Origin of the sequence: Reyranella sp. (genome assembly GCF_004297405.1) — a bacterium.
Taxonomy (GTDB): domain Bacteria; phylum Pseudomonadota; class Alphaproteobacteria; order Reyranellales; family Reyranellaceae; genus Reyranella.
Genome location: NZ_SCVC01000006.1, coordinates 336,348 through 354,377, shown reverse-complemented (window position 1 = coordinate 354,377; position 18,030 = coordinate 336,348). Strand labels below are relative to the sequence as shown.

Annotated in this window: 21 protein-coding genes; 6 read left to right on the top strand and 15 right to left on the bottom strand. The window is 64.0% G+C overall.

What is annotated here, in order from left to right; translation table 11 throughout:
* The first annotated feature begins 52 nt into the window (after positions 1–52).
* Entirely contained in the window at positions 53–694 is a 642-nt protein-coding gene (locus tag EPO50_RS03880) for a glutathione S-transferase family protein (protein ID WP_296341340.1), read from the top strand.
* Between the two features lie 3 nt (positions 695–697).
* On the opposite strand, the gene EPO50_RS03875 is transcribed toward EPO50_RS03880, so the two are convergent.
* The 4 genes from EPO50_RS03875 to EPO50_RS03860 all read right to left on the bottom strand — a co-directional run bounded on the left by EPO50_RS03875 (position 698) and on the right by EPO50_RS03860 (position 2,693).
* On the bottom strand, positions 698–1,303 hold the full coding sequence (locus tag EPO50_RS03875) for a glutathione S-transferase family protein (protein ID WP_296341339.1): 606 nt from the start codon (positions 1,301–1,303) through the stop codon (positions 698–700).
* A 29-nt stretch (positions 1,304–1,332) separates the two neighbouring features.
* Positions 1,333–1,842, bottom strand: a complete 510-nt coding sequence (locus EPO50_RS03870; RefSeq protein ID WP_296341338.1) for a hypothetical protein — start codon at positions 1,840–1,842, stop codon at positions 1,333–1,335.
* A gap of 81 nt (positions 1,843–1,923) precedes the next feature.
* Positions 1,924–2,241 carry a hypothetical protein gene (locus EPO50_RS03865; RefSeq protein ID WP_296341337.1) on the bottom strand — a complete coding sequence of 106 codons (318 nt, stop codon included), beginning with the start codon at positions 2,239–2,241 and terminating at the stop codon, positions 1,924–1,926.
* The gene (locus EPO50_RS03860; RefSeq protein WP_296341336.1) at positions 2,238–2,693 is read right to left on the bottom strand and encodes a GNAT family N-acetyltransferase; all 456 of its coding nucleotides are present in this window, start codon (positions 2,691–2,693) and stop codon (positions 2,238–2,240) included. The genes EPO50_RS03865 and EPO50_RS03860 overlap by 4 nt, the downstream gene beginning before the upstream one ends.
* Before the next feature lie 234 nt (positions 2,694–2,927).
* Between EPO50_RS03860 and EPO50_RS03855 the strand changes: the two genes are divergently transcribed.
* Positions 2,928–3,353, top strand: a complete 426-nt coding sequence (locus EPO50_RS03855; protein ID WP_296341335.1) for a GNAT family N-acetyltransferase — start codon at positions 2,928–2,930, stop codon at positions 3,351–3,353.
* Positions 3,354–3,365: 12 nt separating this feature from the next.
* Here EPO50_RS03855 and EPO50_RS03850 read toward each other — a convergent pair whose 3' ends face one another.
* From EPO50_RS03850 to EPO50_RS03840, 3 genes are all read right to left on the bottom strand, one after another.
* Complete coding sequence (locus EPO50_RS03850; RefSeq protein ID WP_296341334.1) at positions 3,366–3,707, bottom strand: helix-turn-helix transcriptional regulator; 342 nt, start codon at positions 3,705–3,707, stop codon at positions 3,366–3,368.
* On the bottom strand, positions 3,704–4,369 hold the full coding sequence (locus tag EPO50_RS03845; protein ID WP_296341333.1) for a glutathione S-transferase family protein: 666 nt from the start codon (positions 4,367–4,369) through the stop codon (positions 3,704–3,706). The genes EPO50_RS03850 and EPO50_RS03845 overlap by 4 nt, the downstream gene beginning before the upstream one ends.
* Positions 4,370–4,456: 87 nt before the next feature.
* The gene (locus EPO50_RS03840) at positions 4,457–5,398 is read right to left on the bottom strand and encodes a dihydrodipicolinate synthase family protein (RefSeq protein WP_296341332.1); all 942 of its coding nucleotides are present in this window, start codon (positions 5,396–5,398) and stop codon (positions 4,457–4,459) included.
* Between the two features lie 60 nt (positions 5,399–5,458).
* Here EPO50_RS03840 and EPO50_RS03835 point away from each other — a divergent pair, with 60 nt between their 5' ends.
* The 3 genes from EPO50_RS03835 to EPO50_RS03825 are packed head-to-tail and all read left to right on the top strand — an operon-like array spanning position 5,459 to position 8,744.
* Positions 5,459–6,598, top strand: coding sequence for a fumarylacetoacetate hydrolase family protein (locus tag EPO50_RS03835; protein WP_296341331.1), 1,140 nt, complete (start codon positions 5,459–5,461; stop codon positions 6,596–6,598).
* Complete coding sequence (locus tag EPO50_RS03830) at positions 6,595–8,019, top strand: amidase (protein WP_296341330.1); 1,425 nt, start codon at positions 6,595–6,597, stop codon at positions 8,017–8,019. The genes EPO50_RS03835 and EPO50_RS03830 overlap by 4 nt, the downstream gene beginning before the upstream one ends.
* Positions 8,001–8,744 (top strand): RluA family pseudouridine synthase, encoded by a 744-nt coding sequence (locus EPO50_RS03825; protein ID WP_296341329.1) that lies wholly within the window; start codon positions 8,001–8,003, stop codon positions 8,742–8,744. Before EPO50_RS03830 ends, EPO50_RS03825 begins: the two co-directional genes overlap by 19 nt.
* Here EPO50_RS03825 and EPO50_RS03820 read toward each other — a convergent pair.
* From EPO50_RS03820 to EPO50_RS03785, 8 genes are all read right to left on the bottom strand, one after another.
* Complete coding sequence (locus EPO50_RS03820) at positions 8,716–9,378, bottom strand: hypothetical protein (protein ID WP_296341328.1); 663 nt, start codon at positions 9,376–9,378, stop codon at positions 8,716–8,718. The genes EPO50_RS03825 and EPO50_RS03820 overlap by 29 nt on opposite strands.
* Complete coding sequence (locus tag EPO50_RS03815) at positions 9,375–10,337, bottom strand: ABC transporter permease subunit (protein ID WP_296341327.1); 963 nt, start codon at positions 10,335–10,337, stop codon at positions 9,375–9,377. The genes EPO50_RS03820 and EPO50_RS03815 overlap by 4 nt, the downstream gene beginning before the upstream one ends.
* Positions 10,327–11,265: an ABC transporter ATP-binding protein gene (locus EPO50_RS03810; protein ID WP_296341326.1), complete on the bottom strand. Its 939-nt coding sequence runs from the start codon at positions 11,263–11,265 to the stop codon at positions 10,327–10,329. Before EPO50_RS03810 ends, EPO50_RS03815 begins: the two co-directional genes overlap by 11 nt.
* Before the next feature lie 8 nt (positions 11,266–11,273).
* Positions 11,274–12,437, bottom strand: a complete 1,164-nt coding sequence (locus EPO50_RS03805; protein ID WP_296341325.1) for an NEW3 domain-containing protein — start codon at positions 12,435–12,437, stop codon at positions 11,274–11,276.
* Positions 12,438–12,470: 33 nt separating this feature from the next.
* Positions 12,471–13,085: a glutathione S-transferase family protein gene (locus EPO50_RS03800; protein WP_296341324.1), complete on the bottom strand. Its 615-nt coding sequence runs from the start codon at positions 13,083–13,085 to the stop codon at positions 12,471–12,473.
* A 67-nt stretch (positions 13,086–13,152) separates the two neighbouring features.
* Entirely contained in the window at positions 13,153–14,172 is a 1,020-nt protein-coding gene (locus EPO50_RS03795; RefSeq protein WP_296341323.1) for a zinc-binding dehydrogenase, read from the bottom strand.
* Positions 14,169–15,053 carry an alpha/beta hydrolase gene (locus tag EPO50_RS03790; RefSeq protein ID WP_296341322.1) on the bottom strand — a complete coding sequence of 295 codons (885 nt, stop codon included), beginning with the start codon at positions 15,051–15,053 and terminating at the stop codon, positions 14,169–14,171. The genes EPO50_RS03795 and EPO50_RS03790 overlap by 4 nt, the downstream gene beginning before the upstream one ends.
* Before the next feature lie 730 nt (positions 15,054–15,783).
* Complete coding sequence (locus EPO50_RS03785) at positions 15,784–16,584, bottom strand: IclR family transcriptional regulator C-terminal domain-containing protein (protein WP_296341321.1); 801 nt, start codon at positions 16,582–16,584, stop codon at positions 15,784–15,786.
* A 114-nt stretch (positions 16,585–16,698) separates the two neighbouring features.
* Between EPO50_RS03785 and EPO50_RS03780 the strand changes: the two genes are divergently transcribed.
* Entirely contained in the window at positions 16,699–18,030 is a 1,332-nt protein-coding gene (locus tag EPO50_RS03780) for an aromatic ring-hydroxylating dioxygenase subunit alpha (RefSeq protein WP_296341320.1), read from the top strand.

Below are 18,030 nucleotides of genomic sequence, written 5' to 3'. Positions count from 1 at the left end.
AGCGTCTCTGTAGAGGGTTTCCCTGTTTGGTTTGAGGCTTAGAAACAAGAAAATGCTTACGATTTACGGCGTTTACCGCTCGCGGGCGTCTCGCAACATTTGGCTGGCGGAAGAGCTGGGCATCCCCTTCAAGCATGTGCCGGTGATTCAGCACTATCGTCCCGTGCCTGCCGGCATGTTGCACACCCGTTCGCCGGAATTCCTCAAAGTGAATCCCAATGGCCACATTCCCTCGATCGAGGACGATGGACTGGTTCTGCACGAGTCGCTCGCCATCAATCTCTATCTCGCGCGCAAGCATGGTGGCCCGCTCGCGCCGAAGGATATCGCCGAGGAAGGCCAGATGAGCATGTGGGCGCTGTGGGCAGCGACCGAAGTCGAGTCGAACGCGCTCAACGTGCTCTACAATCGCGTCGGCAATCCCTGGGGAACGAAGGACACCAAGTCTGCAGATGCGTCCGTCGAGGCGCTGAAGGCCCCCTTCTCCGTGCTCGACCGCGCCCTCGCAGACGGCTTCCTGGTTGGCGGCCGCTTCACAGTGGCGGACATCAACGCTGCCGAAGTGCTGCGCTACGCCCTGGCTGCGCCTGAGTTGTTCGACGCGGCGCCCAAGGTGAAAGCCTGGCTCGCGGCCTGCCAGGCGCGACCGGCCTTCAAGAAGATGTGGGCCGCCCGCGACCAGGAGCCAGCCTAGGCGCTACGGCTCCGTCGACCGAAACGGTGGCTCTTCCAACAGTCGACGGGTCAGAGCACGCAGATTCGGCATCGCCGCTTCGGTGTCGATGCCGATACCGCGCGCCAGGCGCTCGGCGACAAAGGTCGTGATATCCGCCTGTGTCAGGCGGCCGAGCAGCAAATATGCCGAGCCGGTCGCTGCCTTGGCATCGACCGCCTTCAGGGCAGTTGCCATCTGCATCAGACAATCGTCGATCCAAGGCTGATGCAGCTTCTCCACCGGCACATGGTTGCGATGGTAAGCCGCCTGCAGGCCCTTGTCGCAGGCGCCCATCATCAGCGCAGAGACTCGTAGGACAGCCCGGCGTCCATCGCCGCGTGCCGGAGTCAGTGGCTGGTCGCCGCCATAGGTTTCGTCGAGATGGTCGACGATGGCGCCGCTGTCGACCAGCGTCTCGCCACTGTCGAGCACGAGCGCAGGAATGCGCCCCAGCGGATTGGCGGCCCGTACCTCCTCGCGATTGCCGAAACCTGAAACATCGCGCTGCTCATATTGTAGGCCATAGGCCTGGAGCGTGATCGCGACGCGGCGGGTATAAGGTGAGCGGTTGATGCCGATCAGGATCATTCCAGGCCGCCCACTATGTCCTCGTGTTGCTAGTCCTTGGTAGCAGGCGCCACGGCCGCAAGTCGTGTCTTGGCAGCAGCAATCGCTTCCGGCGAAAACTGGTCGGGATACTTCAGCACGATCTGCTCGCCCGTCATCTCAACGAAATTGCTCGCGACGAGAAGTTCAAAGCCCTCGGTAGGTTCCTTGCTTCTGACCAAATCCTCGAGGCTGGCAACGACGCCCTTGGCCTTCAGCTTCATGCGCGTCCGGCTGGCCCGCGTCGCGCGACCGTTCTTCTCGCTCAGCAACTGCTCGTATGCGGCCAGCATCTCATGGAAATCGCGATGCAAGGGATCCGTCTGCTCTGCGCCTTCCAGCGAGCAGAGGCGCAGGAACGCTTCCCGCCATATATCGTCGCGGCCCATGCGCTTGGCATTCTGCATCAGGGTACGTAGTGCCGCCGGGTCGGTATAGGCCGAGATCGGCTTGGCCATCTTCTGCTTCAGGACGACCGGCGGCTTCTCCACCGGTGCTCGCTTCGCTGAGTTCTTGCTCATGGCCACTCCTGCACATTTGTCCGGCACCGGATGTGCAAGAATAGCAATCATATCACATCGCCGGGCAATTCCACCTGTCGATTATTCCAGCATCATCAGCCGGTCGAGCGACCATGCAAAACCGAAGCGCTCGTAGAAACGGCGGGCGCCAGCGAAGGTAGATGCCGGGCGCATGAAGAGGACAGCGAGGCCCACGGTGTCGCCCGCCTCTTCCGCCACCAGCACGGTCGAGCCCGGCCCCTCCAGCCATTGCTCGATCTGGCCGAGTGTGCGCGCTGGCCCGTCGAACGGCCGGAAGAAGTCCGGCCGCGCCTGACGGTGGAACTCGTCCAGCTCATCGAACAATGCGCAGAGCGCCGCATGATCTTCGAGCCGCGTGGGGCGAATGGCGATCGTCACGCCGCCAGCACCAGCCGATCATTGGCGACGGCGAAGCCGAAATTCTCATAGAACCGCTTGGCCGCCCCCTCGCCGACAACGGCCTCGACCTGCACGGCGCGGCGCTGGCGCGACCACTCGACGGCAGCGGCAAGCAGGCGCCGGCCGATGCGCCGGCCGCGCTGATCCGCGCGCACCACGAGATTGTCGACTTCGATCACCTTGTGCGCACCGCTGCCTTCCAGCGGTACCAACCGCGTGACCAGCACGGCCACGGCAAGCACGCCGATCTCGCTTTGCGCGACCAACAGGGTGGTGCCCGGCGTCTCCAGCCAGGTTAGGACCAGATCACGCGCATGGGCACGGTCGTCCAGCAGTTCGCATAGTTCTTCGAGGTCACGCGGCCCAGCCAGCCGCACGCGGATCGCCAATGGTGGCGCCGCCGGTTCCAACTCTGCTTCGATGATCGACATCTCGTCCTCCGGTTTGCGGTCCCGCCGCGGCCCGGAGGCCAGGTCTAGAAACGAAGAAGCCGCCGGGAGCGGCGGCTTTTCGTCAGGTCATGACCTTTCGCGCCGCCTATGTAAGCGACGTAAAGTACCAACCCTTGCGGAGCAGGTTCATGATCATGTGCATTTTATACGGGTGCGCACTGATCGCTGTCAAATCGTTCGGCAACACAGCAGCTGCAGTGGCATTGTAGCCTCATGCAGGATGATCGACACAAACAGGCGGCTCCGTTGCTCGAATGGCGCGGTGCTTTTACGAACGACGAGCTGAACGCCCTCCATGCCGAAGGCTTCGGGCACAGGCTTCTGCAGGATGATTGGGTAACGCAGGTTGAACGCTACAGCCTTGGCTGGGTCTGCCTGCGCCTCGCCGGGAGGCTGATCGGCTTCGTCAACGTCGCCTGGGATGGCGGCGTTCATGCTTTCCTGCTCGACACCGTAATAGCCGAACCAATGAGGCGGAAGGGTCTCGCTACGTTGCTGGTTGAGGAAGCCATCAAGCAGGCAAAGGCTACCGGATGCGAATGGCTGCACGTCGATTTCGATCCGCACCTGCGTAGCTTCTACTTCGACGCTTGCGGCTTTCGCCCGACAGATGCCGGGGTGATCCAGCTCCGAGGCTGAACGCCTTCGTCGTTACTCCTTGAGGAAGTCACCCAGCCTGTCGAAGGCCCGCTCCATCGCCGAGCGACGGCGCGAGATCCAGCGCTCGGCCTGATCGAGCGCTGTCGAGTTGATGCGGCAGGTGCGGACACGCCCGGTCTTCGCCGAGCGCACCAGCCCGCTCGCTTCGAGAAGCTGCAGATGCTGCAGCACCGACGGCAACGCCATCTCAAGTGGCTGGGCAAGTTCACTGACGGAGGCCGGCCCGCGGGCGAGACGCTCGACGATGGCGCGCCGGCTGGGATCGGCCAGCGCCTGAAAGACGAGATCGAGCGAAGGCCCGACCTGCCCGCCGGCAACGGCAGCGGCATTCACTTGCTGGCCTCGCTCTCCTTGGGAAAGAAGTGCCAGAAGGGCTTCGCCTCCTCGACGGCACGAGCAAAGGACGGACGCGCCATCAGCCGCTCGAAGTACCGCGCCAGAGCGGCGTGACTGTTGCCGAATGGCTGCACCTCGTTGGCGTAGAACAGTGCCGGCGCAGCGGCACAATCGGCCATGGTGAAGCTCTCGCCCGCTGCCCAGGTCTTGCTGCCCATCTCGCGATCAAGGATGTCGTAAGCCTTATGCAGGTGCGTCTTTGCCGTTGCGAGCCCATGCGGGTCCTTACCGTCGGCCGGCCGCAGCCGCTCCTCGACGATCCTCTGCATCGGCTGAGCCACGTAGAGATCATGAAAGCGATCCCACAAGCGAACCTGCAGCGCTGCCTCAGGTTCGGTGGGAACCAGGACCTGCTTCCCCGGATAGTGCTGCGCCAGATACTCGATGATGATGCTCGTTTCGGGGATCGTGCGGCCGCGGGCATCGTCCTGAAGGACCGGCATCTTGCCTAGAGGCCAGAGCGCCAGGAACTCGGCGCGACCTTTCTCATTGGCGAGATCGACCAGGCAGAACTCGAACGGTGTGTCGTTCTCGTAGAGAGCGATGACCGCTTTCTGGCCAAATGAGGAAAGCGGATGCGAGTGGAATTTCAAAGACACGGAGGCACCTATAGTTAGGTATTTACCTAACTATAGGTGCCTCACTTCAAACAGCAAGAAATAGTTTAGAGATTACCTAAGTGTTCCCTATTCCGCGGCGACGGCCATCGCCTGCTTGAGGCCGGGCATTGTGAAGCCGAGCTTGTCGAGCTTGGCGATCATGTCCTTGCCCGCCTTCTCGTCAGCTTCGACCAGCGGCGGACGGACCGGCGTCCAGGCAGCGTCGCTGCCGTAATGCGCGATGCAGTACTTCAGCGCCGGGATCATCACATAGCCCTGCATGACGCCGCGGACCTCGTTGATCCAGGCCTGCAGCTTCGCGCCTTCCGGCGTCGCGTAGGTCTTGTAGGTCTCGGCGATCTTGCTCGGATTGATGTTGGCCGTGGCGCTGATGCAGCCCGCGCCGCCCGACTTGATGTTCTCGATCAACGGCTTCTCGTTGCCGGAGAAGACATCGAAGCCATCCTTGGCGAAGGCGTCGATCATGCTCTTGGTGTGCGGCCAGTCGTCGGACGAATCCTTCATGCCCGCGATCTGCTTCGGGTACGCCTTCATCAGCCGCTCGACCAGCTTGTGGGTGATCGGCACGGCCGAGACCGGCGGGATGTGATAGAGATAGACGCGCAGGCGGTCGTCACCGACCCGCTGCACGACTTCGGAGAAGAAGCGGAACAGCCCCTCCTCCGGAACGCCCTTGTAGTAGAAGGGCGGCAACATCAGCACGCCGCCGACACCGAGCTTGGTCGCATGCGCGCTCACCTCGGCCGCTTCGTTGATCGAGCAGGCACCCGTGCCCGGCATCATGCGATCGGTCGGCACACCCGCCGCGACGACCGCGTCCAGGAGGCTCATGCGCTCCTGGGCCGACATCGAATTGGCTTCCGAATTGGTGCCGAATACCGCCAGGCCGCAATCCTGGCTGATCAGCCACTTGCAATGTGCGATGAAGCGGCCGACGTCCGGCGACAGGTCACGCTTGAAGGGGGTGACGACCGGCGAAAGAACGCCTTTGATCCGCGCTGCGGCCATGATTTGATTTCTCCCAGGGAGTGGCGCGCCTTTTCTGCAACGAAGCGCCGGAGACGTCCAGTGCCACCATCGCTTAGCGAGATTCTTCCCGACGACGGCACCGCCGGCACCCTGGTGGGGCGGCTCTGGCGCAAGGGAAGACCAGCCGGTCCTGCAGTCGTAGCGGTGCGTGCGGAGGGCGTGTTCGACCTCTCCGCGACGGTGCCGACGATGGCCGACCTCTGCAACGCGCCGGATCCAGCAGGCCTCGCGCGCAATTCGCCAGGGGAGCGGATCGGTGCGCTGCAGGACCTGGTCGGCGACCTTCTGGCCCCGATTGACCTGCAGGCCATCAAGGCCGCGGGCGTCACTTTCGCGGTGAGCCTGCTGGAGCGATTGATCGAGGAGCATGCCAAGGGTGATCCCGGCCGCGCCGAGCAGGTGCGTGGGGAACTGAACACGATCATCGGCGCCGACGTCAGCACCATCAAGCCGGGCTCGCCCGAAGCCGACGCGCTCAAGAAGACATTAATGGCACGCGGTGCCTGGTCGCCCTACCTGGAAGTCGGCATCGGCCCCTACGCCGAAATCTTCACTAAGGCGCCCCCGATGGCGGCCGTCGGCTATGGCGCGGAGATCGGCATTCGCTCCGACTCAGACTGGAACAACCCCGAGCCCGAAGTCACCCTGATCGTAAACGCGAAAGGCAATATTGTCGGCGCCACGCTCGGCAACGATGTAAACCTGCGCGACATCGAAGGCCGCAGCGCATTGCTCCTGGGGATCGCCAAGGATAACAACGCCTCCTGTGCGGTCGGTCCTTTCATCCGGCTTTTCGATTCGACCTTCACGCTCGACGACGTGCGTCAGGCCAAGGTCGAACTGGAAGTGACTGGGCCTGATCAGTTCCGTCTTCGCGGCCAGAGCGATCTTTCCAAGATCAGCCGCGATCCGACCGATCTTGTCCGGCAGGCCATGGGCGGCGCGCATCAGTATCCCGACGGCATGGCCCTGATGACCGGCACGTTGTTCGCGCCGACAGAGCCACGCAAACCAGGTGGCACGGGATTCACGCATATGGTCGGTGACCTGGTCTCGATTCGCTCGCCCAAGCTCGGCACGCTCACCAACAAGGTAAATCATTGCGACAAGATCCCGCCCTGGACCTTCGGTACCACCGCGTTGATGCGGAACCTCGCCGCGAGAGGGTTGCTCCGGTGACCGACCTCACACGCCTGCCCGCGTCCGACCTGCGTACCCGCATCACCGCCAAGGAAATCTCTCCCGTCGAACTCACCGATGCCGTGCTGGCGCGCGCGGAGAAACTGCAGCCTGTCCTGAACTGCTTCGTCACTTTGGTGCCGGAGCAGGCGCGCGCCGCCGCTCGGGAAGCCGAAGCCGCCGTGATGAAGGGCGAAAAGCTCGGCCTGCTGCACGGCATTCCCTTCGCCGCCAAAGATCTGGTGAACACGGCAGGTGTGCGCACCACCTTCGGTTCGCTGTTGCATGAGGACAATGTCCCGAAGGAAGACGCCGTCTGCGCCGCGCGCCTGAAGCAGGCCGGCGCGATTCTGTTTGGCAAGACCACGACACCGGAGTTCGGCCACAAGGCGTTGACCGACGCACCGTTGTTCGGCCGGACGCGCAACGCCTGGAGTGCAGAACATACGTCGGGTGGATCGAGCGGAGGCGCCGCCGTCGCGGTGGCTGCCGGCATCGGCCCGATCGGCATTGCTACCGACGGCGGGGGCTCGACGCGCATTCCCGCCGCCGCCAACGGCATGGTCGGCCTCAAGCAGAGCAACGGCGTCATCCCGCACAGCCAGGTCGCCGATGCCTTCGGCAACTACACCTATGTCACGCCGATGACGTGCACGGTGATGGATACGGCGCTGATGCTCCAGGCCATGGCGGGGCCGCATCCCTCCGATCCCTGGTCGATCGGCGTCGCGCCTCAAGACTATCTTTCGGCGGCCCGTGCCGAGGGCGACCTCAAGGGCAAGCGCATCCTCTACAGCCTGACCTTGGGCAACACGGCCGTTGCCAAGGACGTGCGCGCGGCCTTCGAGCAGGCGCTGGGCCGGTTACGCGAGCTCGGCGCCGAGCTGGTCGAACTCACGGAAACGCTGCCGGACATGGAGCCGGTGTGGAAGGTCATCAACCACACGACCTGGCGGGCGCGTTTCGACGAGATGATCCGCCGCGACGGCAATCGCATGTCGACCTCGCTGGTGCGTCAGGTCGCGATGGCCTCCGACTGGTCGGGCGCCGACTATCAGCGGGCTATGTTCCAGCGCAGCGAACTCTTCCGCATGGTCCAGCGCTGGTTCGAGATGGCCGACTACCTCGTGACGCCCACCCTCTCGCGAACGGCCCTGCCGATCGACCAGGACCTGTTCGATCCGATCGAGATCGACGGCGTCGAGGTGGGCGAACTCCGGCGCAACTGGTTCCCCTACACCATGCCCTTCAACATCACCGGCCACCCTGCCCTGTCGCTCTGCTGCGGCTACGACGCCAAGGGCCTGCCCATCGGGCTGCAATTCGTCGGCCGCTTCCGGGACGAAGCATCGGTGCTGCATGCAGCCGCGCTCTATGAAGCCAGCGAGAGGTGGCTCGATCGATGGCCCGCCCTGGATTGAAGACGGCGCCGGCACGGCGTCGCCCTCCTCCGCTCACAGCCGAGGAAATCCAGGCGAGAGTGTTGCATCGCGATGGACTAATCCTGGTGATCGACAAGCCGGCTGGTCTTGCCGTGCATGCAGGCCCCAGTGGTGCACCCAACCTCGAGGAATGCTTCGACGACCTGCGTTTTGGCCTGCCGCGGCCGCCGGCGCTTGCCCATCGGCTGGATGCCGATACCGCGGGTGTGCTGGTACTGGGTCGGCATCCCAAGGCGCTGGCGAAGCTCGGCCGCCTCTTCTCGGGCCGCGATACCGAGAAGACTTATTGGGCCATCGTCGAAGGTGCCCCGCCGGCCGAAGAAGGCGTGTTCGACATGCCGCTTCTCAAGGTCAACACGCGCAGCGGCTGGTCGGTGAAAGTGTCGCCCAAGGGCCAGCCTTCTTTGACGCGCTATAAAGTGCTGGGGCGTGGCTCGGGCATCACCTGGCTGGAGCTCAAGCCCGAAACCGGTCGCACCCATCAGATCCGCGTGCACTGCGCTGCAGCGGGGTGTCCGGTGATCGCCGATCGGCTCTACGGCAAGGCCGAGCCGAACAAGCAGCTTCACCTGCAGTCCCACGGCATCGTGCTGCCGCTCTCCCAGACCAAACCACCGATCGTCGTCACCGCTCCCCCGCCGCCGCATATGCTGGCCGCGCTCAAGGCTTGCGGCTTCAGTCCCGAGCCGTCACCCACACCCTGAGGGGATCGCCGGCCTCGAAGCCGGCAGCGACCGCCGCTTCGAGTTCCTGCCCCGACTCGTAGCCGACCAGCGGCAACCGCGGAAAAGTCTGGGACGCCAGGAGGATCAGCGAGCGCCACACGGCCGCCGCGTCGGCAGTTTCCGCCACGACGTTGGAAAGCCCGACGACACCCTCGGCGCGATAGAGCATGCCGCCCGCCACGACCCTGTAGCCACGTCGGCCGGCGAACATGGCGAAGTTCGGATCGTCGAAGGGCAACGGCGCCGTTGCCTCGGTTTCACGGCTCCAGACGATATCCGTCGACGGGCCGCCGGCTGGCATGGCGCCACGTATCCATTGCGCCTCGAACAGCACATCGAAACCGCGTCGCGACAGATCGAGCGTGCTGAAGCTGTCCTTTACCGACCAACGCCCGGGCAGATGCGATTTCAGCATGATGTCGATAGCGCTGCGCTGCTCCTCCAGCGCCTCCTCCCCTGCCTGCAATGTCACGGCGTTAGGGTAGAAACGCGGCACTGTCTCGGCATTGACCCAGATCGGCGGCAGGAAGCGGCCCGGCTTACCGTGTGCGCGGCAGACCGCATCGCACCAGCGTGCGTTGTTCAGCGCTGCCGCGAGGGTCCAGTCCTTCAAGCGCGCACTTCCTCGCGCTGGAAGATCACGTAGGCCGCGGCAAAGACCACGATCATGCCGGCGATGAGTCCCGTGACCTGCGGCCAGATCAGCAGCACGCTCTGATCGAAGGGCAGCGGCGCGCCCATGATCGCCCCACGCATCTGGCTGGGCAGCATCGGCCCTAGGGTGCGTGTTTCCGGGCTGAGCAACCCGAGCACGGCTTCGCTGAACAAGGTGCCGGGCGACAGCCGCATCAAGCCGAGCCCCATCGACTGCACAGCGGCATAGTCGTCGATGCTCCTGATTTCGGACGGCGCGAGGCTGATCAGGAGCGCTCCGGCGAGTTGCGGCCACAGGATGAAGAAGAACAGCCAGACACCCAGTGCACAAAGCGCCGATGTCGCCGTCGAGCGGAAGATCACCGAAAAGAGCATGGCGATGGCGAGCCAAACGCCGCCATAGGCAATGGCCACCACGAGGAAGCTAAGTCCTCGCGCCACCTCGACTCCCCGCGGCGGCACCCCCAGCAGCAGGAGCCCGGCGCCCAGCACGATCAGCCACAGCGCCACCAGAGCTACGGCGAGCGTGGCCAGTCCACCCAGGAACTTCCCGAGCAGCAGCGCATCCCGGTAGATCGGCTGCGACAGCACACGGCTCAGTGTACGTCGATTGAACTCACTGTTCACCGCGTCGAAGCCAAGGCCGATCGCCATCAAGGGAATAATGAAGTTGAGCGCGGCCGTGAAGGAGATACCGACCTGCTCCGATTCGAGCGTGAAGATGCGCAGGAAGATGAAGGAATTGGGATCGACGACGGTCCGCAGTGTCTGCAAAGACGTCGCGACGGGAAACGCCCCGAACACGATCACGAACAGCATCAGCACCATCATGCGGGCGCTGGAGAGGTGATCGGCGAACTCCTTCATGAAGACCGGGCCAAGACCGGTGAAGGGCGAGCCTTCGCGGCTACGCGGCACGGCGGGCCTCCTGGAAGTAGCGCGTGTAGACCTCCTCGAGGCTCGGCTGCAGGTCGGCGAGCCGGGTCAGCGCACCACCCGCCGAAACGATGCGTTGAGCCACTGCCGCCCGCACGTCGCGATCGGCCACGATCCGCCACGAGCCGTCGCTTTCCTGCCGCACCGTCTGGACGCCTTCGATGCCGTTGAGGGTTGTCGCTACGTCGATACCCGACGCTTCGACCTGCAGGGGATGGCCGGCCCCCAGCACCTGATTGGCGAGTTCGACGACCGTGCCCATCAAAGCGACATTGCCCTTGTTGAACAGTGCCACGCGATCACACACGCTTTGCACGCGGTCGAGCAGATGCGAGGACAGCAACACGGCGACGCCGGATTTCTTGAGGCCGCGGATCATCTCCAGCAGCTCGAAGGTGGCATGCGGGTCGAGGCCTGAAGTCGGCTCGTCGAGGATGGCGACCTCGGCTTGCTTCATCACGATCTCGGCAATGCCCAGCCGCTGCCGCATGCCGCGTGAGAAGGTCGAAACCCGCTTGTCGATCACGTCGTCCAGCTTGACCGACTTCATCGCTTCGAGGATGCGCCCGTCGATCTGGCGACGCGGGATGTCGAGCAGACGCGCCGTATAGACCAGGTTCTCGCGTGCCGTCAGGTGATCGTAGAAGCCCACTGCATCCGGCAGGTAGCCGACTCGCCGCTTCACTTCGAGCGGCTGGCGCACCGGATCGAAGCCCAGCACGTTCACCGTGCCGCCACTCGTTTCGGTGAGGCCGAGCAGCATCAGGATCGTCGTCGTCTTGCCCGCGCCGTTCGGCCCGAGCAGGCCGAAGATCTCGCCGCGGCGGATATCGAGGTCGATCGCGTTTACTGCGCGCTGGGCGCCGTAGAGCTTCAGGAGCCCACGAACCTCGATGACATTGTCGGCCATTGCCGGCCTCAGCGCCGTCCGAAGCGGGCGACCGCGCCCAGCAGGACCAGGAGTGCGACGGCGATGACTCCGACGCCTACGATCCCCCACAAGGTCGACGTGGTCACCGTAATGCGGAAGTCGGCCGACGCCTGCTCGCCCCGACCATTGGCGCGGAAGGAGGCCACGTAGTCACCGGCGATCGCCTTGTCCGCCGGCGTCACCGCCACCTGCACCTCTTTCTTGTCGTTGGGGGCAATCGACGGGATCGTCTTCGGGTTGAACTCGACCTTCCAGTTGGCCGGCACCGTGCCCGACATCTCGACTTCCTCGACCGGCGCCGTGCCGTCGTTGTTCAGGATCAGCGTGTAGGTCGAGGCCTTGCCGATCTCGGCCTCGCCGGAGAGCCGGCCATCCTTGGTCGAAAGCGCCAGCTTGCCCTGCCCGCTCACCTGCAGGGTCACGCGCATCTCGGCTGTCGCACCTTCGGCGGCGACCTTCACCAGCACGGGATAGTCGCCAGCCTTCACATCGCGCGGTGGCGTCACCTTGAGCTTGATGTCCTTGGTCTGGCCGGCTTCGATCGGGATCGAGCTGATCTCGTTAGAGCCAAAGCCTTCGGTGAAGGTGCTCTGGAAGTTGGCCGGTCCCTGCGCGGAGAGCGCCACGGTCAGGTCCTTGCCGGAATCGTTGCCGACGGTCAGCGTGTATTCGAACGCCGAGCGTGGCGTGCCGCGCAGCGACGGCAGCCGCGACTTCAGGCTGAGCTTGGCCGGCGTCTCGGTACCGACGGTCAAGGTGAGCGGCAGGCTGGCCTGCTGCCCAATCTGTCCTCTGGCGTTTAGCACGAGGTTCTGCGAACCGGGCTTGGCATCCTTGGGCACCTCGACCCGGATCTGTACCGTGACGTCCTGATTGACCCCGGCCATTACGGCGGCAACCGGCTGGCCGCCGCCCAGGATGTCGGCCTTCCAGCCTGCCGGCACGCCCTGCAGCGAGAGCGCCAGTGGCTCCGGCACGAGGCCGGCATTGTTCACCTTCACGCGGATGGTCGTGACCTCGCCCGCGCGCACCGTCTGCGACGGATAGTCGGTCAGCAGGAACAGCCCCTTTACGCCTGGCGGATCGCCCTGAGCGTGCGCCCCGGCAAGAGGCAGAACGAGGAGAACGAGCAGAGCGAGCAGTCGGCGCATCGGGGTGATCCTGCGGCTTGGAAGCGTTGGAGGTCAGGCCGCGGCGCTGGGCCGGGCCTTCATACGGTCAAACCAGGCCGTCAGGTTCTTGCAGTCGGGACTGAGCGGCTGCTTGACCGTGGCCAGGAAGTCGAGGAAGGCGAACAGCACGACATCGGCCAGGGTGATCTTGTCGCCAACGATGAAGGGCTTCGAGCCCATCAGGCCGTCGAGCCAGACCAGCTTCTTGCGCGCCGTCTCCTTGAGATCGTCGGCCGCCTGCGGAATGCAGTGAACCCGGTTCTGGAAAAGCTTGAGGCCCTCGGCGAAGCGGAAGCCGTTGAGGGCAGGCTCGACAATGTTGAGATCGATGCGGCGCACCCACATGCGGGTCTTGGCACGCTCCTCGGCGGTGTCGCCGATCAACGACGGCGTGTCCTTCTTGACCTCGTCGACGTACTCGCAGATCGCCGTGATCTCGGCCAGCACCGAGCCGTCTTTGAGCTCCAGCGCAGGGCACTGGCCGGACGGATTGACCTTCAGATAAGGCTCGCGGCGGTTCTCACCAGCGAGCAGGTCGACTTCGACCTTCGGCACCTCGAAGCCCTTCTCTGCCATGAACATCCGAACCACGCGCGGGTTGGGGCCGATAGAATTGTAGAATTTCATGCTTTCCTCCCAAGGACGTCGACAGCGCTATCAAATCGACCGCCGTCTGGTCAATGGAAGGACCGCCCTAACGCCACGGTTCGACGAGGATCTTGGTGTGCTTCTCGGGGTTGCCGAGTTCCTCGAATGCGCCCTTCACGCCGTCCAGTCCGACCTTGCCGGTGATCAGCGCCTCGGCATCGACCTTCCCCTCGGCCAGCAGCCGAAGCGAACGCGCGAACTCCTCGGGCGTGTAACCCAGCACGAACTGCAGGTTCAGCTCCTTGAAGATCGCGAACAGCGGCTCGATCGTGTCGGGTTCCATGCAGACGCCGACGATGATCACTCGTGCATCGCGTGGGGCCCTCTCGAAGATCTGCTGGATCAGCCCCGGCACACCAACGCACTCGAAGACCGCGGCGCGCTTGTCCGCCGCCAGTTTGCCATAGGGCGACTCCGCTGCCGGATCGACTACGATATCGGCGCCCATGAGGGCGGCGAGTTCACGCCGCTTCGGCGAAAAGTCCGCCGCAACGATCGGACGAATGCCCTTGAGCTTGAGAGCCGCGATCACCGCGAGACCGACCGGTCCGCAGCCCACGACCAGAGGCGCCTCGTCGCCCGTGAGATTGCCCTTCTCGACAGCATGCACACCGACGGCCAACGGTTCGGTGAGCGCGGCATGCTCGGTCGGCAGTCCGTTGGGCACTTCCAGCATCAAAGGTGCCGACAGCACCATGCGCTCGGCATAGCCGCCAACATAGGTGTTGGAGTAGCCCATACCCTTCGGCCCATCAGCCTCCATCATCAGCGGCATGGAGCAAACGCGCGTGCCAGGCTTGATCCTGCGCTCGGTCTTGGGGCCGTAATCGAGTACCTCGCAGCAGAACTCGTGGCCGAAGACGACATCGCGCGCGAGGTCCATCGGCACCCGGCCCGGGATGCGCTTGGTAACCGCGACCATGCGATGCGCATGCTTGGCCGCGTGTAGGTCCGACCCGCAGATGCCGCAGGCCAGCGTCTTCACCAGCACCTGGCCTTGCGCTGGAACCGGCTCGGGGAGCGTGTCGACGACCAGGTCGCCGCCGCGAAAGATCGCTGCCTTCATTTGATGAAATCCTTGGTCAACGCGACGAAATCGTTCAGCCGGTCGTGATGGACCCAGTGGCCGGCATTGTCGAATTCCACGACCTTGGCGGTCTTGAAGTGCTTGATGCGGCCGTCCTTCTCGGGGTTCGAAGCCCAGCTCTCCTTGCCATAGACCAGGAGCGAGGGGCACGAGATCTGCGTCCACAGATGCTCGATATCCTCGTAGCTCATGTCGTAGGGCGGCCATGCCCGGACATAATTGTCGAACTTCCAGCTATAGGTGCCGTCCTCGTTCTGGTTCACCCCCTGCTGCGTGAGGTGCCGCGCCTGCTCGGCACTCAGGTGCTTGTTCTCGTCCTGCATGCGCTTGAAGGCGTCCTCGATCGTGGGATAGCGGCGCGCCAAGCGGCCTGACAGCTTGCGCTGCTCCTCGACCCATTCGCGCATGCGCTCATCCATCGGCTTCTTGCCACGCTCGGCGATGACCTTGGGTGATGGTCCTAGCCCTTCGATGGCCACCAGCTTGCGGACCTTGTCCGGATAGATGCCTGAGAAGCGCAGGCAGATATTGCCGCCCAGCGAATGTGCCACGATCGTCACCGGCGCCAGGGCCTGCTGATGCACGAGCTGTGCGAGGTCGTAGATGTAGGCCGCCATCGAGTAATTACCGTCGGGCGACCACTGGCTGTCACCATGCCCGCGCAGGTCCGGGCAGATGATGTGCCAGTCCTTGCGCAGCGCTTGCGCCACCCAGTCCCAGTTCCGGCAATGGTCGCGCCCGCCATGCACCAGCAGCAGCGGCGGCGCATCGGGGTTGCCCCAGTCGACATAATGGAGTCGCAGACGCTGTGAGAAGAAGACCCGCGAGGTCGGGCCCGGCATGCCATTCAAAGTGTTCATGCGGGCCAATTTACCGGTTGCGGTCACTCCATGGCTAGGGTGTCACTTTTCCCACGTTTTGCACCCTTTCGAATGGCACAATGGAATGGCACGCTTCCAAGGTGGCGGGCATATGACGCTTCCCCTTCCCAAGGCAGCCAGCGCCGATTACCTGACCTAAGTACTGCGCCACTCCGGCCTCCTGGACGGGCGGCCGCGTGGCCTCGGTCACGGTCGTTCCCTACACTGCTGTCGCAGTTCTTCCGGCTGCGCCTCGGCTACGACGGCAGCGCGCCGACCGCGCCCACCTCCGTGATCCTCAAGACCGACCTGGCCAATCCGCCTGGCGCTCAATGGGAAAGTGGGCGCAAGGAGTCGCCTTCTATACTGACGTTGCGAGCGCAACTCCGCCCGGACTGCTTCCCCGGTGTTTCGATGCTCACTGCAATGTATCGACCGGGACCTGGCACCTCCTGCTGGAGGACCTGACCGACTCGCACATGATTGCTACCCAATGGCCGCAGCCGTCCACCATTGCGCAAAGCGAGCGGATCGTCCGCACGCATGCATGGTTTCACGCAGCCTGGTGGGATGATCCGCGCTTCGGCAAGACGATCGGTGCCTGGCCCGAGCCTGATGGCAACCGAACATGGTTCCGGCATCCCACCCGTGATCTGGTGGAGCCATCTGGAGCGCATCCACCTTGCCGTCGACGACCTCGACTGTCACGAGCTGCTGGGTTGATTGGTGCCTAGACGAGCTGTGCTTGAAGCGCGTCGGCTTCCTGCAGAAGCAGCGGAGCATACTCAGCAACCATCGTCCTGGCGGGCACCTGCTCAGGCTGAACGCCTATATTGAGGGCCGCCACCGGCTTGCCATCGAAACGGCGAAGCGGCACGGCGATCGAGCGGATACCGACCTCGGCTTCCTGATCGACGAGCGCATAACCCTTCCTCCGAACATCGAGGATCAGGCGGCGGATTTCCAGTTTCGCGATTACCGTCTGGCGCGTGAAGCGCTCGGGCTGCAGGCGCGCGAGATAGGCCTCGAGGTCTTGGTCGGCCATACCGCTCGCCAGCGCACGGCCAAGGGCGCTGCAGAAGACTGGCAGACGATAACCGACCCCCAACCCCATGGCAGGCGGGCGCGCCGGCACGGCACGAGCGATCATCACGGCCTCATCGCCGTCCAGCACGGCCACCGAACAGGAGGCGCCGACTTGCTGGCTAAGGCGTTCACAAACCGGCTGCAGGATGCTCGATACCGTATTGGACGATAGATACGCAGCCGCCAGCTTCAGGATGCGCGGCGTCAGGCGAAACAGCCGGCCTTCGGCTTCGAGGTATCCCAGGCCGACAAGGGTCGCCAGGGCACGCCGCACTGTCGCGCGCGGCAGATCGACGACGCGGGCGACGTCGCTCAACGTCATGCGCCGGCGCTGGTCGTCGAACGCGGTGATGACGCTCAGCCCACGAGCCAGGGCTTCGGAGAAGTTGGCGCTGTCGGGGCGCTGGGCTCGCCGTTCGGCATCCAGTGGACGCAGTTTGCTCATCGGCTTCTCGGGGGTCTTGCCAGCGAAAGTGGGAATCGCGAATATCAATATAGAACGAATGTTCGTTAATGTAACACTCGGATTTGCCAAAGATCAGGCGCAGGAAGCAAAGCCATGATGAGCCCCGAGCAGAACGAGCTGATCACCCGGATCGGCCCCGGCACCAAATGCGGCGCGCTGATGCGCCATTACTGGCATCCCGTGGCGCTCGCCGACGAACTGCCTGAAGAACGACCAGCCAAGCCGGTGCGCGTGCTGGGCCAGGATTTCGTCCTGTTCCGTGACGAGCGTGGCCGCCACGGCCTGCTCGATCGCGACTGCCCTCATCGCGGCGCCGACCTTGCTTTTGGCCGCCTGGAGGATGGCGGCCTGCGCTGCCTATTCCATGGCTGGCTGTTTGATGTCGATGGCAAGTGCCTTGAAACGCCGGCCGAACCCGAGGGCAGCGTGCTCTGCCAGAAGGTCCGGCAGAAGAGCTACCCGGTGGTCGTGAAGAACGGCATCGTCTTCGCCTATCTCGGCGAGGGTGAAGCCCCCGCCTTCCCCGACTTCGACTGCTTCCTGGCGCCTGGCACGCATGCTTTCGCCTTCAAGGGGTTGATCGAGTGCAATTGGTTGCAGGCGCTGGAAGTCGGCATCGATCCGGCCCACGCCTCCTACCTGCACCGCTTCTACGAGGACGAAGATACCGGCGCGGCCTATGGCAAGCAGTTCCGCTCCGCCTCCTCCGATTCCGACATTCCGATGACGCGCCTGTTGCGCGATTACACACGACCGAAGCTCGACGTCGAGGCGACGGACTATGGCCTACGCCTCTTCGCTCTGCGCAAGCTCAACGAAAAGCACACGCATGTGCGCGTGACCAACCTCGTCTTCCCCTACGCCTTCGTGATCCCGATGAGTTCGGAGATGACGATCACGCAATGGCACGTGCCGATCGACGATACGAGCTGCTACTGGTACGCAATCTTCACCAGTTTCGGTAAGCCCGTAGACCATGCCGCCATGCGTGAGCAACGCCTGAAGCTCTACCAACTTCCCGACTACCGGCCGCTGATCGGTCGCCACAACGACTACGGCTACAACGTTTCGGAACAGAAGAAGCAGACCTTCACGGGCATGGGTTTCGACATCAACGTCCACGATCAGTGGGCCGTCGAAAGCCAGGGCCGCATACAGGACCGTACACGCGAACATCTCGGGACGACCGACAAGGCCATCGTCGCCTATCGTCGAATGCTGCTGTCGGCGATCGGCCAAGTCGCGAACGGCACCAAGCCGCCGATGTGGCTCGACCATCAGCGCGCTGCCGAGATCCGCGGTCCTGTTGCTATCGACGGCATGGGACCGACCGAGGGCTGGGACGCCTATTGGAAGGATGTCGACGTGCGACGACGCCGTGAGTCGAGCTGGGCGGCCGATACCGTCCCGCCGTTGGTGGCGTAG

What these genes read in the sequence shown, in the direction of transcription:
- EPO50_RS03880 (WP_296341340.1), top strand. Translation starts at nt 53, where the DNA reads ATGCTTACGATTTACGGCGTTTACCGCTCGCGGGCGTCTCGCAACATT.
- EPO50_RS03875 (WP_296341339.1), bottom strand. Translation starts at nt 1,303, where the DNA reads ATGATCCTGATCGGCATCAACCGCTCACCTTATACCCGCCGCGTCGCG.
- EPO50_RS03870 (WP_296341338.1), bottom strand. Translation starts at nt 1,842, where the DNA reads ATGAGCAAGAACTCAGCGAAGCGAGCACCGGTGGAGAAGCCGCCGGTC.
- EPO50_RS03860 (WP_296341336.1), bottom strand. Translation starts at nt 2,693, where the DNA reads ATGTCGATCATCGAAGCAGAGTTGGAACCGGCGGCGCCACCATTGGCG.
- EPO50_RS03855 (WP_296341335.1), top strand. Translation starts at nt 2,928, where the DNA reads ATGCAGGATGATCGACACAAACAGGCGGCTCCGTTGCTCGAATGGCGC.
- EPO50_RS03840 (WP_296341332.1), bottom strand. Translation starts at nt 5,398, where the DNA reads ATGGCCGCAGCGCGGATCAAAGGCGTTCTTTCGCCGGTCGTCACCCCC.
- EPO50_RS03825 (WP_296341329.1), top strand. Translation starts at nt 8,001, where the DNA reads ATGGCCCGCCCTGGATTGAAGACGGCGCCGGCACGGCGTCGCCCTCCT.
- EPO50_RS03810 (WP_296341326.1), bottom strand. Translation starts at nt 11,265, where the DNA reads ATGGCCGACAATGTCATCGAGGTTCGTGGGCTCCTGAAGCTCTACGGC.
- EPO50_RS03805 (WP_296341325.1), bottom strand. Translation starts at nt 12,437, where the DNA reads ATGCGCCGACTGCTCGCTCTGCTCGTTCTCCTCGTTCTGCCTCTTGCC.
- EPO50_RS03800 (WP_296341324.1), bottom strand. Translation starts at nt 13,085, where the DNA reads ATGAAATTCTACAATTCTATCGGCCCCAACCCGCGCGTGGTTCGGATG.
- EPO50_RS03795 (WP_296341323.1), bottom strand. Translation starts at nt 14,172, where the DNA reads ATGAAGGCAGCGATCTTTCGCGGCGGCGACCTGGTCGTCGACACGCTC.
- EPO50_RS03790 (WP_296341322.1), bottom strand. Translation starts at nt 15,053, where the DNA reads ATGAACACTTTGAATGGCATGCCGGGCCCGACCTCGCGGGTCTTCTTC.
- EPO50_RS03785 (WP_296341321.1), bottom strand. Translation starts at nt 16,584, where the DNA reads ATGAGCAAACTGCGTCCACTGGATGCCGAACGGCGAGCCCAGCGCCCC.
- EPO50_RS03780 (WP_296341320.1), top strand. Translation starts at nt 16,699, where the DNA reads ATGATGAGCCCCGAGCAGAACGAGCTGATCACCCGGATCGGCCCCGGC.